Annotated in this window: 17 protein-coding genes; 13 read left to right on the plus strand and 4 right to left on the minus strand. The window is 30.4% G+C overall.

Annotated features, from left to right (window positions below; translation table 11 throughout):
- Nucleotides 1-118 precede the first annotated feature (118 nt).
- The 4 genes from lpdA to pdhA are packed head-to-tail and all read right to left on the minus strand — an operon-like array spanning nt 119 to nt 4,942.
- Complete coding sequence (gene lpdA, locus BQ7358_RS06835) at nt 119-1,528, minus strand: dihydrolipoyl dehydrogenase (protein ID WP_072520396.1); 1,410 nt, start codon at nt 1,526-1,528, stop codon at nt 119-121.
- Between the two features lie 2 nt (nt 1,529-1,530).
- Nucleotides 1,531-2,838 (minus strand): dihydrolipoamide acetyltransferase family protein, encoded by a 1,308-nt coding sequence (locus tag BQ7358_RS06840; protein ID WP_062173523.1) that lies wholly within the window; start codon nt 2,836-2,838, stop codon nt 1,531-1,533.
- A gap of 18 nt (nt 2,839-2,856) precedes the next feature.
- Nucleotides 2,857-3,834, minus strand: coding sequence for an alpha-ketoacid dehydrogenase subunit beta (locus tag BQ7358_RS06845; protein ID WP_062173521.1), 978 nt, complete (start codon nt 3,832-3,834; stop codon nt 2,857-2,859).
- Nucleotide 3,835: 1 nt separating this feature from the next.
- Nucleotides 3,836-4,942 carry a pyruvate dehydrogenase (acetyl-transferring) E1 component subunit alpha gene (gene pdhA / locus BQ7358_RS06850; protein WP_072520397.1) on the minus strand — a complete coding sequence of 369 codons (1,107 nt, stop codon included), beginning with the start codon at nt 4,940-4,942 and terminating at the stop codon, nt 3,836-3,838.
- A gap of 518 nt (nt 4,943-5,460) precedes the next feature.
- Here pdhA and BQ7358_RS06855 point away from each other — a divergent pair.
- From BQ7358_RS06855 to holA, 13 genes are all read left to right on the plus strand, one after another.
- Entirely contained in the window at nt 5,461-5,913 is a 453-nt protein-coding gene (locus BQ7358_RS06855) for a hypothetical protein (protein ID WP_062173517.1), read from the plus strand.
- 79 nt (nt 5,914-5,992) lie between these two features.
- Nucleotides 5,993-6,568, plus strand: a complete 576-nt coding sequence (ruvA, locus tag BQ7358_RS06860) for a Holliday junction branch migration protein RuvA (protein WP_062173515.1) — start codon at nt 5,993-5,995, stop codon at nt 6,566-6,568.
- A 9-nt stretch (nt 6,569-6,577) separates the two neighbouring features.
- A complete protein-coding gene (gene ruvB, locus BQ7358_RS06865; RefSeq protein ID WP_062173513.1) occupies nt 6,578-7,576 on the plus strand; it encodes a Holliday junction branch migration DNA helicase RuvB in 999 nt (332 codons plus the stop codon).
- A 106-nt stretch (nt 7,577-7,682) separates the two neighbouring features.
- A complete protein-coding gene (locus BQ7358_RS06870) occupies nt 7,683-8,342 on the plus strand; it encodes a SatD family protein (protein ID WP_062173511.1) in 660 nt (219 codons plus the stop codon).
- A 5-nt stretch (nt 8,343-8,347) separates the two neighbouring features.
- Nucleotides 8,348-9,079 carry a DUF3307 domain-containing protein gene (locus tag BQ7358_RS06875; protein WP_062173509.1) on the plus strand — a complete coding sequence of 244 codons (732 nt, stop codon included), beginning with the start codon at nt 8,348-8,350 and terminating at the stop codon, nt 9,077-9,079.
- Nucleotides 9,080-9,135: 56 nt separating this feature from the next.
- On the plus strand, nt 9,136-9,900 hold the full coding sequence (locus BQ7358_RS06880; protein ID WP_062173507.1) for an epoxyqueuosine reductase QueH: 765 nt from the start codon (nt 9,136-9,138) through the stop codon (nt 9,898-9,900).
- Between the two features lie 338 nt (nt 9,901-10,238).
- Nucleotides 10,239-10,502: a phosphocarrier protein HPr gene (locus BQ7358_RS06885; RefSeq protein ID WP_072520398.1), complete on the plus strand. Its 264-nt coding sequence runs from the start codon at nt 10,239-10,241 to the stop codon at nt 10,500-10,502.
- Between the two features lies 1 nt (nt 10,503).
- Nucleotides 10,504-12,216 carry a phosphoenolpyruvate--protein phosphotransferase gene (gene ptsP / locus BQ7358_RS06890; RefSeq protein ID WP_072520399.1) on the plus strand — a complete coding sequence of 571 codons (1,713 nt, stop codon included), beginning with the start codon at nt 10,504-10,506 and terminating at the stop codon, nt 12,214-12,216.
- Nucleotides 12,217-12,375: 159 nt separating this feature from the next.
- Nucleotides 12,376-13,116, plus strand: a complete 741-nt coding sequence (locus BQ7358_RS06895; RefSeq protein WP_062173502.1) for a copper homeostasis protein CutC — start codon at nt 12,376-12,378, stop codon at nt 13,114-13,116.
- Between the two features lie 21 nt (nt 13,117-13,137).
- Nucleotides 13,138-13,767 (plus strand): helix-hairpin-helix domain-containing protein, encoded by a 630-nt coding sequence (locus BQ7358_RS06900; protein ID WP_062173500.1) that lies wholly within the window; start codon nt 13,138-13,140, stop codon nt 13,765-13,767.
- 5 nt (nt 13,768-13,772) lie between these two features.
- The gene (locus BQ7358_RS06905; protein ID WP_062173497.1) at nt 13,773-14,237 is read left to right on the plus strand and encodes a ComE operon protein 2; all 465 of its coding nucleotides are present in this window, start codon (nt 13,773-13,775) and stop codon (nt 14,235-14,237) included.
- Between the two features lie 101 nt (nt 14,238-14,338).
- Nucleotides 14,339-16,168 (plus strand): ComEC/Rec2 family competence protein, encoded by a 1,830-nt coding sequence (locus tag BQ7358_RS06910; RefSeq protein WP_231723751.1) that lies wholly within the window; start codon nt 14,339-14,341, stop codon nt 16,166-16,168.
- Nucleotides 16,168-17,160, plus strand: coding sequence for a DNA polymerase III subunit delta (holA, locus tag BQ7358_RS06915; RefSeq protein ID WP_062173487.1), 993 nt, complete (start codon nt 16,168-16,170; stop codon nt 17,158-17,160). The genes BQ7358_RS06910 and holA overlap by 1 nt, the downstream gene beginning before the upstream one ends.
- Nucleotides 17,161-17,218 lie beyond the last annotated feature (58 nt).

The raw sequence follows: 17,218 nt of genomic DNA on the forward strand, positions 1-17,218 counted from the left end.
AACAAATTAGTATTTTTGTATAAAATTTGTAATAAATATACCATGAAGTTTACATAAACTTATTTATATTAATTATGCAATAAAGAGAAGGGGGGATAATCCCCCTCAATCTCCGGAGTTATCCATGGATGGCTTTTTTCAATATCATATCTGCTGCTTCAACAACTACTTCATTTAATGACGGATGACCATGTATAGTTAAGGAAATATCATCAACGGTTAATCCTTGTTCTATTGCTATAGATAATTCTGCAATTAAATCACTGGCACCGGGACCAACAATAGCCGCACCTAATAGCTTGTTGGTATCTTTTAGTGCAATTATGCGGACGAATCCCTGATTTTGTCCAATGGATAATGCACGACCGTTGTGACCGAATGGATATTGACCGACAACAACATCATAACCATGTTCTTTAGCTTGTTCTTTAGTATATCCGACAAGTGCTATTTCCGGCGTAGTGAAACATACAGTAGGAATACTGAAATAATCTACAACAGCGGTGCTGTCCCCAACTAGTGCTTCAGCAGCTATTTTTGCTTCATACATAGCTTTATGTGCAAGTGTAGGACCGGGAACAATGTCACCGATAGCGAAAATATGTTTTACAGTGGTACGGCGTTGCTCATCGACACGTATTAAACCTTTACTATCTAATTCTATACCTGCATATTCCAAACCTAATTCTTCAAAGTTGGGTTTTCTTCCGACAGAAACGAGGACATAATCTGCTGAAATGGAGTATTTCTCATTACCTATTGAATAATTAACGAGGGCAGATGTATCACTACTTTCTGCATTTTCAGCATGAGCGTTGGTAATAATTTCCACACCTTTTGATTTGAGATTATTTATAACAACATTGGCAATATCATCTTCAAAGACGCGTAATATCTTATCTGTTCCTTCAAGTATCGTTACTTTTGTGCCAAGTGTAGCATATGCTCCTGCCAGTTCAATTCCGATATATCCTCCACCTATAACAACAAGTGAACTCGGAATTTCGGTTAAATTTAATACTTCTGTTGAACTGAGAATACGATCTTTAAACTTAAATCCTTTTATTTCAATAGGTTCAGTTCCTGTTGCAATAATAGCATTTTTGAAATGATAGGTATTATTGTGGAATTCATCTAAAATAACACTGACGGTATTATCATTAACAAAATTAACTTCACCGTAGACTACTTCTACACCATTTTTCTTTAATAAATTCTTAACACCATTATGTAACAAACCTATTACTTCTTCATTTTTCCATTGTTGTGTAAGTGAAAAATCAATAGTAACATTATCAGCTTTAATACCTCTTGAAGTGTTTTTAGTATTCTCGTATTGGTGGCCGACTGAAATTAATGCTTTAGAGGGGATACATCCACAGTGTAAGCATGTACCGCCAACTTTATTTTTTTCAAAGAGAGTAACTTTTTTCCCAAGTTGTGCAAGACGAATAGCAGCCACATATCCACCGGGGCCTCCACCTATAACGATTGTTTCTAATTCTTGAATAAAATTTCCAACTACCATACTTATCCCTCCACCAATAATAATTCAGGATTAGCTAAGTATTCTTTAATTGTATTTAATGCACGTTGTGCTGTACCGCCATCTATTATACGATGATCAAATGAGAATGATAGTTTTAACATAGGAACAAGTTTTGGTTGTTTGTTTTCATCGGGAATAAATGTTTCTTCAAAACGTCCAAAACCTAAAATTGCCACTTCCGGTTGATTAATAATTGGAGTTGCCCATACTCCGCTGGTAGCGATTGATCCAACATTAGTTATAGTCATTGATCCATCAGTTTGAACGTCACGGCCCAATTTACCTGCATGTGCTAATTCTGTGTTTTTTTCCAGTTCACGAGCTATAGTAAATAAACTCTTATGGTTGGTATCTTTAATATTTGGAACAAATAATCCATGTTGAGTATCCGTAGCTACACCAACATTAATATAGTTCTTATAAATAATTTCCTGTTTTTCATTATCAATAGAAACATTCAATTCCGGGAATTTTGTCAATGTAGCGGCAACAGCTTTAATAAAATATGCCGTATATGTTAATTTTATTTCTCTATCTTGAGCGAGTGGTTTTATTGAATTTCTATGCTCTACCAATCGTTCAACATTAACTTGATCCAACACTGTTACATGAGGAGAAATTGTCTTACTTGAAACCATTGCTTTGGCAATTACTTTACGAATACCGGACATCGGAACACGTGTGATGCGTTCTTTATGCGTAGGAATAGTAGAAATTTGTGGCTGTATATCTTCTTGAGCAGCAGGTTTTATATCTTCAATAACGGCTTCCGGACTAATATCTACTATTGAATGTTTATCTATTGTTACTTGGTTAGTGCCGCTTAAATAATTATCAATATCTTTAATTGTAACTAGCCCACGTCTACCGGTTGGGGATACTAAGCGTATATCTACACCTTTTTCGCGTGCATATTTTCTAACACGAGGAATGGCTAACAAACGGATATCAATATCATTATTATTTTCTTTTTTAGATGATACCGGAGTAGGAATATTTATTTTTTCTTCTGTATTACTTTGTTTTTCTTTTGGGGAATCATTAGGTACATGTTCAGTTTCTATATCAACGATAACCGAACCTACCTTAGCAATATCTCCTTCTTTTGCATATATTGTTTTAATAGTACCGGTGACAGGTGATGGTAAACCGATAACAGCTTTATCACTTTGTATTTCTACTAAAATATCGTCTTCTTTGACCGTTTCACCTTCTTTGAATCCCCATAATATAATTTCACTTTCATGTAATCCTTCACCGCTATCCGGTAAAATAAATGAATAAATCATAATTTTCCCTCCTTTCAACTAAAAATCGTATATTTCCTTAGCTTTTGCTATAATATCTTCCGGAGTAGGTAGCCAGTAATCTTCTGCTAAACCGAACGCAAATGTTGTATCCGGTGATGTAACACGACCAACAGGAGCATCTAAATACATAAATGCACGTTCAGCAATTTCAGATAACAGTTGACCTGCAACCCCTGCCTGACGTTGTGATTCTTGAACAACTATGACACGACCGGTTTTTTTCACGGAGGTGATAACAGTTTCCATATCAATAGGAGATACTGTACGTAAATCAACAACTTCTACTGAAATACCTTGTTTTTCCAATTCTTCAGCTGCTTGCAAGCTGTAATGAACCATTAATCCATAAGTGATAATAGACACATCAGTACCTTTTCTTACAACACTTGCTTTGTCTAATGGAACACGATAAGCTTCTTCCGGAACGTCGCCTTTAATTGAACGATACATTTTCAGATGTTCTAAAAAAACAACAGGGTCGTTACTTTCGATGGCAGAAATCAGCAAGCCTTTTGCATCATAGGGGTTGCTTGGCACAACAACACGTAATCCGGGGATTTGTGCTAATAAACCGTCTAAGCTATCAGAGTGTAATTCCGGAGTATGTACAGGACCTCCAAAAGTGGAACGGATAGTTACCGGCATATTACGAGTATTTCCTGAACGATATCTAAAACGTGATAATTGAGAGTAAACTGCATCAAATCCTTCTAAAATAAAACTTAAAAACTGAATTTCAGGAATGGGTCTAAATCCTTCTGCGGCAAGCCCTATAGATAATCCTAAAATTCCTGACTCTGCAAGTGGGGTATCAAGAACACGTTTATCACCATATTTTGCTTGCAAACCGTCTGTGATACGGAACACGCCACCATTTTTACCTACATCTTCTCCAAAGATAATAGTTTTATCATCGGTTGCTAATTTATAATCTAATGCTTCTGTTACAGCTTGTGCAATAGTTTTTTCAGTCATGTTATCCCGCCTCCCTTTGTTTATAAATTTCAATTTGTTCTTTAATATTTTGAGTCGGTACTTCGAACATATACTCTAAGAATGTTGATATTTTTTGTTTTTCCGCTTTGTTAATGTTAACCATAGCTTCTTTAATTTGACGTTTTACATCTTCAACAGTTTCTTCTTCCATCGTTTCGTTCCATAATCCTTTTTTCGCAAGATATTTTCTTAATCTTATAAGCGGATCTTTTTTTTGCCATTCGGCTACTTCTTCATCACTACGATAACGAGTAGGATCATCTGACATGGTATGTGGTCCTAAACGGTACGTATATGCTTCTATTAATACCGGCCCATTCTCAATGGCATATTCACGTGCTTTTAATACAGCAGAATACATTGTCAGCGGATCCATTCCGTCTACTTTAATACAAGCGATACCGGCAGCAACACCTTTTTGTGCAAAGGTAAGTGCTTTTGTTTGTTTTGATGTTGGAGTTGAAATACCGTAACCGTTATTTTGTAGAATAGTTATTAATGGCGCATTATAAACACCTGCAAAATTTAAACCTTCGTAGAAATCTCCTTGCGATGAACCGCCATCACCACAAAATGCTAATACAACATTTTTTTCACCTTTTAAACGTTTACCGAATGCTACCCCGGTCGCATGTGGCATTTGACCACCTACGATAACTTGTGGAGAAAATGCAGTAATGCTTTCTGGATATTGATTTGATCTAATATGACCTTTATACCATAAAAATGCTTGTTCAAGAGTTAGTCCACGTAATAATAACGGAGGAATATCACGGTAGGTAGGTACTAAAAAATCATTATCCTGTAACGCAAATGTCGTAGCAAGCTGACTTGCTTCTTGACCACCGGCAGGCGGATAATTACCTAATGCACCTTGTCGATTAAGAATAATGACGCGTTCGTCATATGTTCTTCCGAAAATCAATACTTTCATCAATTCAACAAGCTTTTCATCACTTACATCAGGAAATAAATCGGGATTAACAATTTCTCCATCTTCATTTAAAACCTGATACATTGGAAACAGTTTCGCTGCTTGTGTGATTGAATCTTCAAAAGCAAAAGTTCCTTTGTTTACAATTTTCATAATGCTCACTCCTTTGTTATATTTGAAAACGATTCCTTATATCTTTATTATATTTTATTTATATAAAAATTTCTAATTGCATTTTTTAATATAAGTATTAATAAAATTAATAGTTCTTATAATTAAAAATATATTATATATTAGGTCTAAGAAGTGTTATATATAAATAGACAGTTAAATATTTTTAAAAAATTTAATATTTATATGTATTAAATTTTCTTAACTTAATAGATAAAATTTATACTTTATGGATATATTTTTTAACATGTTTAATTTCCTTGTTTAACATATGTATCTTTTGTGCCTAAAATTTATACTTTTTCCATTAGTTGTTTTAAGTAATATAATTATAAAAAATGTTATTGAGGTATATGAAATTTATTTTTTAAATAATTATAAAACGATAAAAATTTTAGTTTCTAGTATTTTTAATTTCTTCCTAAATATTAGTATTCTTTTGTATTATTGTTTTTCTGAAAAGAAAACGGTTTATTTGTTATAATATAGTTGAATAGTTTATGAAGGAATTGACAAATGATGAAAATTTAAGAATAATCGCTAAACAAATAGGTAGAAATTTTGTAATGCAAGTTTTTATTAGTGAATTAAGAAAAGATGAGAGAGCAAAGGTCTATAAATGGCAAGAGTTGGTTGATAAAGTAAACTCTATAAATACAAATAATATAGGTGTTAATATTTCTGGGCTGAGTGTTTTCAGTGAGGTTGTTCCGGAAAGTGAAATAAGTATTAAAGGGGCAGCATCAGCAGTTTATGATTTTGCAGCCTCACGTACTGAAAGGTTCTACTTACATTCTAAGGAACATAATTCTCATGAAGAATTAGGGATTGGACATGAAAAATTATCAGAAAGACTTTATTGGTCGTTTGCAGCAGTTCAAGATCCAAAAGGTCTTGATGCAGGGGTAACACAAAATAAAGAAATTTATATTATAGAGTATAGATTTTTTTAAAAAATGCATTTTACCTAAATACTTGAGATTTTTTAAGTTTAAATTTATAATAAAATAATTAAAGATGGAGTGTGAAAAAATGTACGCATACATAAAAGGAAATATAGCGGAAATAAATCCTACTAATATAATAATTGAAAATAATGGTATTGGTTATGAAATTATTGTAGCCAATCCTTATGAATATAAACTTAATAGTGAAATGACAGTTTACATTAATCAGCAGGTAAGGGAAGATTCAAATACATTGTACGGTTTTTTAAGTAAAGAACAAAAAAAAGTATTTTTGTTATTACTAAAAGTAAAAGGTGTTGGTCCGAAAAGTGCTTTAGCTATTCTTGCCGGTGCGACAAGTGATGAAATTATTTCAGCAATAGAAAAACAAGATGTCGTTTACTTAATGAAATTTCCGGGAGTTGGCAAAAAATCAGCACAACAAATTATTTTGGATCTACAAGGGAAAATAGATTTTAATGTAGCAAATTCAAAAATATCAACAACAGATATTTATTTAAAAGATGCGTTACTAGCGTTGGAAGCATTAGGATACAGTAAACGAGAATTAACAAAAATTGAAAAAAAACTCTCTACATTTGGATACGACGGTGTTGACGAATATGTAAAACAAGGATTAAAATTATTAATGAGTGTTTAGGAGAATAATATGGAAGAAAGAATAGTTTCTGCCGGACAAAATAGCGGAGAAGAAAGAGAAGAACAGTCTTTGCGTCCAAAATTTTTAAGCCAGTACATAGGACAAAATCAAATAAAAGATAATTTAAAAATATTTATTGAAGCGGCAAAATTACGTGATGAAGTATTGGATCATTGTTTGTTGTACGGTCCTCCCGGGCTTGGGAAAACAACGTTAGCAACGATTATTGCTAATGAAATGGGCGTAAATATAAAATATACCTCCGGACCGGCAATAGAAAAATCCGGAGATCTTGCAGCAATTCTTACCAGTTTAGAACCCGGTGATGTATTATTTATTGACGAAATACATCGTATTAGCCGTTCAATAGAAGAAATACTTTATTCTGCAATGGAAGATTTTTATTTAGATATTGTAATTGGAAAAGGAGATGAATCACGCAGTATTCGTATTGATTTGCCGCCATTTACTTTGGTTGGAGCTACAACACGTGCAGGAGCGTTAACTGCTCCGTTAAGAGATCGTTTTGGAGTACATTGTCGTTTAGAATTTTACAATATTGATGACTTACAACACATAATAAACAGAACCGCAGCTATTTTCGATTGCCAAATTGATGAGCAAAGCGGTTATGAGATTGCTATGCGATCACGAGGAACACCACGTATAGCAAATAGACTTCTTAAGCGAGTTAGAGATTTTGCTCAGGTAAAAAATGATGGAACTATAACACAAGACTTAGCAATAAATTCACTTGATTTACTTCAAGTTGATGCAAAAGGGCTTGATAGTGTTGATTATAAAATCCTTGAGTGTTTAGTAAAACGTTACGACGGGAGGGCGGTTGGATTAGAAACAATAGCCGTGACGATAGGAGAAGAAAGCATTACAATAGAAGATGTTTATGAACCGTATCTGGTAAAAGAAGGATTTATAGAAAGAACTCCACGAGGACGTCGTGCAACAATTAAAGCGTATAAACATTTGAATATAGAATATAAACAGTAGTTTTATATTATTAAATTTCCGTTATAATAGACATTTTTAAAAATGTCCGTTAAAATGGAAATTTTTTATAGTATATGATATAATAATTTTAAAAGAGGTGGTTAAATTGTATATAGCAATAATAGGAGATATTATAGCATCAAAGAAAATAATAGATAGGGATACTGCTCAAAAAAAATTATATACTTTATTAGATAAAATTAATATTAAATATAAAGAACAATTATATTCTCCATTTACAATAACGGCAGGTGATGAATTTCAAGCCTTATTTATACCTAATACTTATATATTTCAGATAATAGATGAGATTTCATTGGCTTTTATGCCGTATGAAATACGATTCGGTATCGGTGTAGGAACAATGTTAACCAAAATTGACAGAACCATAAGTATAGGTTCAGATGGACCGGCTTATTGGCGAGCACGTAAAGCAATTAATTTTATACATTCTAATAATGATTATGGAATGAACAGAATAGCTGTTTCCATAGAGAACAAAGCTACGGAAGAAGTAATTAACACTATACTTTCTGCTTGTGCTTTTATTCAATCAAAGTGGATAAAAACACAGCGAATAATCTTAAAACAACTAATTATTGAAAATAATTACAGTGAATATTTTTCAAATAAAAATTTAGCTAAATCATTGGAACTAACACCAAGTGCATTTAATAAAAGATTGAAAGCAAGTGGTATAAAAATTTATCTACGTAATAAAAATATTGCAATGAATATGTTACTTAATGAAACGAGGGAGGAATAGTAAACATGAATATTTTTTTCTTAGGTATATCAAATATGTTATTATATAACCCTATAGTATTAATTACATTATTAGTACATATATTATCGGATTTTCAGTTTCAAAGTGAAAAAATATCATCGCTAAAAACAACTAAATTAACATATTTACTTAAGCATCTAATAATTGTAGGATTACCACTTATACTATTGGTTATTATTTTCCCGATAAATATAACGTATTTTTTACTGGTATGGCTTAGTCATATAATAATAGATAGCATGAAATATAGTTTAAACACATACATTAGTAAAAATAAATTGGAACGCATAGCATTTGTAATTGATCAAATATTTCATATATGTTGCATTGTGTGTTTATATTATTTAGTTGGTTTTAATGATGAAAAATTAAATTCAGTTGGCAATATTTTACGTCTTATACTGTTTTTTGCTATATTAGGAAAACCTATTAATATTGTTTTTAAAATACTATTCTCTAAATATCAAGTTGTAGAAAATAATTCAGGTACTATTGCGGGGGCGGGAGCAATAATCGGCGTCTTAGAACGATATATTATCGGAATATGTGTATTATTAGGTCAATATGCATCAATTGGATTAATATTTGCAGCAAAATCAGTGGCACGTTATAATAAAATATCGGAAAACCAATCATTTGCTGAATATTATTTAATCGGTTCGCTATTTAGTATAATTTGCGTCTTGGTTACTCATATCGTTTTATTTATGCTATAATATTAATTGCTTGAACAAGATTGTAATAAATTTACGAATTTATAGAAAGGTTTTACATGATAGATAGTAAACAATTTATAAACACACGGCATAAAAATCAAAAAATAAATTATGATAATATACTAAAAAAACTTATTGAAGAATGGAAAAAAATTAATTTTAGACCTAAGATACTTATTCATTCATGTTGTGCTCCATGTAGTACATATGTGCTTGAATATTTATCCGAATTTAGTGATATAACTATTTTCTTTTCTAATTCAAATATTCATCCTAAAGAAGAGTATGTTAAACGAATGTTGGTTCAAAAAGATTTTGTAGAAAAATTTAATAAACGTAATAAAACTAAAATAACATTTCTAGCTGATGAATATGCACCGAGTAAATTTATAAAAGCTGTTAAAGGACATGAAGAGGATAGAGAAGGTGGAGAAAGATGTCATATTTGTTATGAAATGCGTCTTGATACTTCAGCATTAAAAGCATTAGAATTAGGTTATGATTATTTCGCATCGGCACTAACTATCAGTCCAAAGAAAAATGCACAGGTAATTAATGAAACGGGTTATATTCTTCAAGAAAAAGTTTCTATTTATTATTTACCATCAGATTTTAAAAAAAATAATGGATATAAACGCTCTGTAGAAATGTGTAATGACTACAATATATATCGTCAATGCTACTGTGGATGTGTTTTTGCAGCAACAGATCAAGGTATTAACTTGAGAGAAATTAATCAGAATGCAAAAGAATTTAACAGAAATCATGAAGATTACGAACGTTTTAAGTCATTAATTAAAGTGGGAGGTAAGTTAATATAAAGATTTAATAGATGTGGTTTAGTTAAAAACTAAAAATTCTAATAGAATTTACTGATTACCAGATGGAGGAAGTTGTTCATTAGATTTGGGAAAAGTTTTTAATAAGTATTATATAATTAATATATAATTTATTTAATAAAATTATATAAATATTTCATTTTCATTCTATTTTCATAAAATATTACATACGTATAAAATAATCTAATGAAACTGTTATCTTTACTGGATATTAAAAGAAAAATTGCAATTGTAACTTTATATAAAATACTTGTAAATATTGTTTTCATGTGGTATTATGTGTCTGTAAATATTTTTTTAAATCAAAGGAGAATATAACTATGGTACAAAAAGAATTTAAAGTAATTGATGAAACAGGAATTCATGCCAGACCGGCCACTTTATTAGTCCAAGCCGCTTCTAAATTCCAATCTAATATTGAGTTGGAGTACAATGGACGTAAAGTAAACTTAAAATCAATCATGGGTGTTATGAGCCTTGGTGTCGGTAAAGATGCCGATATAGTAATTTATGCTGATGGATCTGATGAGACAGAAGCATTAGCTGTAATAGAAGAAACAATGAAGAAAGAAGGATTAGCATAAGATGTTACAACTAAAAGGTATAGCAGCTTCTCAAGGTATATCTTTTGCTAAAGCGTATATATTAGTAGAACCTAATTTAACAGTAAAAGAAATTAAAATTCAAGATGTAGATGCTGAAATTAAACGTTTTGAAAATGCAATTGAAGTATCAAAAAAAGAATTAACGATTATTAAGGAAAAAGCATTAGAAAATCTTGGTGCGGACAAAGCTGCTATCTTTGAGGCTCACCTGTTAATTTTAGAAGATCCTGAGTTTATGGGAACTGTTAAAACTGATATTGAGTCAAAAGTAATTAATGCGGAATATGCATTAAAAGAAACAAGCGATATGTTTGTTTCCATGTTTGAGGCTATGGATAATGAATATATGAAAGAACGTGCTGCGGATATTCGTGATGTTTCCAAACGTATTTTGGCGCATCTGTTAGGAGAAGATTTGCCTAATCCAAGCCTTATTGATGAAGAAGTGATTATTATTGCAGAAGACTTGACGCCGTCGGATACTGCACAATTAAATAAACAGTTTGTAAAAGGTTTTGCAACTAATATCGGCGGGCGTACTTCGCACTCCGCTATTATGGCACGTTCATTAGAGATACCGGCTGTTGTAGGTACTAGTACGATTACTGAAGAAGTAAAAAATGGCGATATTTTAATTCTTGACGGATTGGATGGTATGGTACTGGTGAATCCGGATGACGTTACCATGGCTGAATATAAAGAAAAACATGCTAAATTTGAAGCTAAAAAAGCGGAGTGGGCTAAGTTGGTGACCGAAAAATCTGTTACAAAAGATGGTCATGAAGTTATTTTAGCTGCCAATATCGGTACTCCAGCCGACTTAGATGGTGTAAATAATAACGGAGGAGAGGCTGTCGGTTTATATCGTACAGAGTTTTTATATATGGGACGTGATCAACTGCCAACAGAAGAAGAGCAGTTTGAAGCGTACAAATCCGTTTTAGAAGGAATGGGAGATAGATCGGTTGTTGTGCGTACTCTTGACATAGGTGGAGATAAAGAACTGCCTTACTTGGATCTTCCTAAAGAAATGAATCCATTCCTAGGTTTTAGAGCGATTAGATTGTGCTTAGAAGAAAAGGATTTATTTAGAACTCAATTAAGAGCGTTATTACGTGCATCTGTTTATGGAAAATTATGTGTAATGTTTCCTATGATTGCAACTATTCAGGAATTTCGTTCGGCTAAAGCATTATTCTTAGAAGAAAAAGAAAAATTAGTTGCAGAAGGTGTTGCAGTAAGTAATAACATTGAATTAGGTATCATGGTTGAAATTCCATCAACAGCTGTTATTGCAGATGTTTTTGCAAAAGAAGTGGACTTCTTTTCAATCGGAACCAACGATCTTGTGCAATATACAATGGCGGCAGATCGTATGAGCGAAAAAGTATCTTATTTATATCAACCCTACAATCCTGCTATTTTACGCCTTGTAAAAAATGTTATTGAAGCATCTCACAAGGAAGGTAAATGGACCGGTATGTGTGGAGAAATGGCAGGCGATAGTTTGGCAATTCCGCTGCTTTTAGGTATCGAATTAGATGAATTTTCAATGTCGGCAACATCAATACTTCAGGCAAGAAGTCAAATTAAAAACTTATCATTAGATAAAATGAAAGAATTAGTTAATAAAGCAATTAATTGCTCAACAACAGAAGAAGTATTAGTTCTAGTTGAAGAATATACTAAATAGCAAGATTAAGAAACTCATAGTTTATGTTTAAACTGTGAGTTTTAAATTTATATACTTTAATTATTAATAAATATAATAAATAAATTTTTTTATTTTTTCTCATAAATATCAAAGTTTATGATATAATTAATTTAAAATAATAAGGAGATTTATAAGGATATGTTTATAGTGGAAGTTTGTGCAAATAGTGTTCGTGATTGTTTAATATCTCAGACGGAGGGAGCAGGAAGAATTGAACTCGTTGGTGCAACAAATATAGGAGGATTAACTCCGACAACAACAACGCTTGATATGGCACTTGAGCGGGGAGTTACCATTCCTATAATATGTATGGTAAGACCCCGTGGGGGAGGATTTTGTTATACAGAATTAGAGAAAGAACAAATGTTTAGAGAAGCGAGAGAATTATTAAAACACGGTGCCAGCGGTATTGCGTTTGGATTTTTAACAGAAGATAGAAGGATAGATTGGCAAGCAACTGAAAAAATGATAGAGCTATGTGATTCGTTTGGAGCGGAGAGCGTTTTTCATCGTGCATATGATGTTGCAAAAAATCCGGAACACAATATTCAAAGACTGGTAGGGTTAGGTTGTACCAGAATTTTAACCAGCGGATTAGGAGAAACAGTGGAGCAAGGAGCTAGTATGCTACGTTATCTTCAAGAAAAATATGGTCGTCATATAGAAATTTTAGCGGGTGCCGGTGTTAATTCAAATAACATAAAGAGTATAGTAGAACAAACGGGTGTAACACAAATTCACGGAACATTTAAAACTTGGGGGATAGATCCTACAACAACCGGAGAAAAAGTTTCCTATATTTATAGTAATGAAGGTCATTATGAAGAAACAAGTCCGGAAGTATTAAATAGGGTAGTAGAACTTTTACAAGAACAATAAAGGGTCTTTAGGGAGAATATTATGAAAGTAGATAAAGATGAAATAATTGTTTTTTTAAAACAAAATAGTAAAACAATGCTTTGGGCTCTAACAATCAGTATTATTTTAGTTTGTGGAGCGGTTTACTTTTTGGGAGGTAGCAAAACTGAAGATTATAGTGATACAAACTTTGCAAAAGAAGCTAAGGAAATATCACAAGAAAAAACTTCAGAAGTTTCAAAAAAGATTTTTGTTGATGTAAAAGGTGCTGTTAAAAAACCGGGAGTGTACGAAACAACAAATGAAAAAAGAATAAAAGATATTATTGATGAAGCCGGCGGATTATTAGAGGGTGCAGATACTTCAAATATTAATCTTAGTCAAAAACTAAAAGATCAAATGGTTATTAATATACTCAAAAAAGGTGAAAAATCGAAAAATAAGGATAATTCAACAGATAATTTTCAAAATGAAAATAAAGAAATAATTAATATCAATACAGCCGATAAAGATCAACTCATGAAAATTTCCGGAGTAGGAAAAACAAAAGCGGAAGCGATAATTTCTTATCGTGAAAAAAATGGAGAATTTAAAAATAAAGAAGAAATAACAAAAGTAAAAGGTATAGGGAAAGCAACCTACGAAAAAATAAAAGAAAATATAGAGGTATAAAAGTTATGGAAAGAATTAGTTGGGATGAATATTTTATGGCACAAAGCCATCTCTTATCACTTCGTTCTACTTGTAGTAGATTAGCGGTTGGTGCAACAATAGTAAAAGATAAAAGAATAGTATCCGGCGGATATAATGGATCTATAAAAGGGGATGAACATTGTATTGATGTTGGTTGTAAAGTAGTAGAAGGTCATTGTGTGAGAACCATTCATGCGGAAATTAATGCGATCCTTCAATGTTCTAAATTTGGCGTTGGAACAGAAGGCGCAACTATTTATGTGACACATTTTCCATGTTTAAACTGTACAAAATCAATTATTCAAGCTGGTATTAAAGAAATTTGTTATGCAAATGATTATAGAAATAATGAATATGCAAAAGAATTATTAGAAAAATCAGGTGTTATAGTTCGTAAGGTGGATTATGACGTTCAAGCGGTAGTAGAAAGGTTATTAAATAAAGAATAATGTTTTATTTACAATTAGTTTTACTAGCGTTAATAGGTATATTATTAAACTATAATATACAAATCGCTTTAATGCTAACGGCTATTTTTCTGATAATACTTATGAAAAATAAAAATTTAAACGCTAGGAAAACTATCTGTTGTTTGATAGTCTTCTTAGTGTTCTTTGTGCGTGGTGTGCATATTCAAAAAACAAATATTACTCATCTTAATAATTCAAATTCTCAAGAAATTATGCTAAATGTAGATGATATGGTAGCTATTAATGGTAATTATTTAAAGGGAATTGCTACTATAGATAATGAAAAAGTATTGTTTAATTATACTTTGAAAACCAAAACGGAGAAAGATTTTTTTAAAGAAAATTTTACTATCGGAAGAATCTATGCAATAGGAAGTATAGAAGATTTGAAAGATCGAAATAATTTTTATTCATTTGATTATAAAAATTATAATAAAAATAAAGGAATTTTCAAACAAATAACTCTAAAAAATATAGAAAAAATTGAAGATAGTGAAAATATTTTATCAAAATTAAAAGAAATTAGAATAAAACTTATTAAAAAAATAGATAAAGATATTACTTTTGACAAAAGCGGATACTTCCAAGCACTAATATTTGGAGATAAGAGTTACATGCAAAAAGATGATGTTATAAGTTATAAAAATTTGGGGACGAGTCACCTTCTTGCAATATCAGGACTTCATCTTGGGGTATTAGTAGGATTAATTTATTACGTGCTGGGTAAGATGAGGGTAAGTGTTGAAATTATAGAAAAAATAATTTTTCTTGTTTTACCGTTTTATATTTTTATTAGTGGGCTAAGCCCTTCAATTTTAAGAGCCGGTGGAACGATTTTAATTTTTATTTTATTGAGAAAAAATGATAAAAGTAAAGTTGAGTCTTTATGTATAACATGTATAATTTTATTAGCACTAAAACCTCTTTATGTATTTGATATAGGGTTTGAACTTTCATTTTTTATTGCTTTTAGTCTTTTGATGTCCGGAGATTATATAAAAAGTTCTAAAAATCCGCTACAAAAAGCTTTTAAAATCAGCTTAATTTCAAGTATGGCAAGTTTTCCAATATTAGCAGCTAATTTTTATACGTTTTCTTATATTTCGCTAATAAGTAATATTATTTTAGTCCCAATATTTAGTTTAATAATTTTTCCAATAGTATTGATAAGTTACACTGTTTCTTTAATAAATTTATCTCTTTTTAAAATGTTGTTTAAACCTATATTAAACATTATATTCAATGTTTATGATAAAATTCAAGAATTATTTGGTATTTTTAAACCCATAGTAATAGGCAAACAAAAAATTATAACATTAATAACTTTATTTTTATTAGTATTATTTATTTTAGCTAATCTAAATAAACGTAACAATAAGTTAGTTATCATTAATTTAATAATTTTGACTTTTATAATAGGCAGCCTTAATTTTTTTAATTATGAATACAAATTTGAAAAATTAATTATCGCAGGAAAAGAAGTTTATTATTTAAGAGAAAAAAATAAAACTTTGTTAATAAATACTTCAAATAATATTAAAAATTTTTATACAGATTTTAGAAAAAAAGATAGTGAATATGATATAATGGACGAGTATCATTTACTGTTAAATCATGAATCAAAGAGAAATTTTGATTATTTATTAATAACGAGTTCTAATACCAATATTAGCGGTTATGCAAATGAAATAGCAGGTCATAATTTAGTGAAAAATATTATAATTTTAGATAATCAGGACGAAAAAACAAAAGAATTGGTAAAACTGGCTAAATTTAAAAATATAAAAATCGAAAAATTAGAAAAATATAGAGGAATAAAACTAGGTGAAGTGGATATTTATTATGAAGCAGATAAAATAATAATAAATAAAAACAGTAATAAGTTTGAGATTAAACTAGAGGATAAATAATGAAAAATATATATGTAATCTATGGAGAAAATAAAGAAGCTGTAAATGACTATGAAAAAAAAATAGCGAAAAATTATTTAAAAATATTAGATGAATTTAATTATATAAAAATAAATATGAATGAAAATACGATTGAGTCATTAATTTATGAATGTAGGAGTAGCGGTTTGTTTGGTAATGAAAAAGTTGTTATTGCCGAAAATTGTAATTTTTTATTATCAAGACCTAAAAAAATAAAAATAGAACATAATATTGATGTTTTAGAAAAATATTTAGAGAATATCAATGATGATGTTGTTTTAATATTAAAATCTTCTGAAAAAATTGATAATAGGAAAAAAATTGTAAAAATCTTGAAGACACAAGGGGAGTTAAAGGAATTTTCTAATTTTAATGAGAGAGAGCTTGTAGATTTTATTGTTAAAGAAGTTAAAAATTATAACATAAAAATTACTAAGGAAAATGCACAATTTTTAGTAAATTATACTAGATTTGATTTTTCAAATATTAAGCGTGAACTTGAAAAGTTGATACTATACTGTGAATCTAAAGGTAGTATAAAAAAAGAAGATATAGAGTTACTGTCTACCAGAAGTTTGGAATATGATGTTTTTGCTTTGACTAATGAGCTTTTTAATAAAAATTATGATAAATTAAGAGAAGTATATTCGGCTTTAGTATTAAATAAGGAAGATTCCACATTTTTACTTTTGTTAATAGCCGGTCAGTTGAGAATTTATTATAAAGTAAAAACACTTTTAAATGAACAATATTCTCAAAAAGAAATAGCGAAAAATTTAGGTCTTCATCCTTATAGAGTTCAATTGGCGGTACAAGGTGTGGTCCATTATGATATTGAGAAAATAATGAAAACATTAGTTCTTGCGGCAGAATATGATAAAATGTTGAAAACATCTTATATAGATAAGTATTTAATTTTAGATTTATTTATTAATAAACTAATAGAAGAATTTAAAATAAGCACTAATTAAGTAAATTTTACTAATATTTTCAGCTTTTAGGTTAGTTTAAATGACAGAAAAAACAATA

It is taken from the genome of Gemella massiliensis, from assembly GCF_900120125.1.
Taxonomy (GTDB): Bacteria; Bacillota; Bacilli; order Staphylococcales; family Gemellaceae; genus Gemella; species Gemella massiliensis.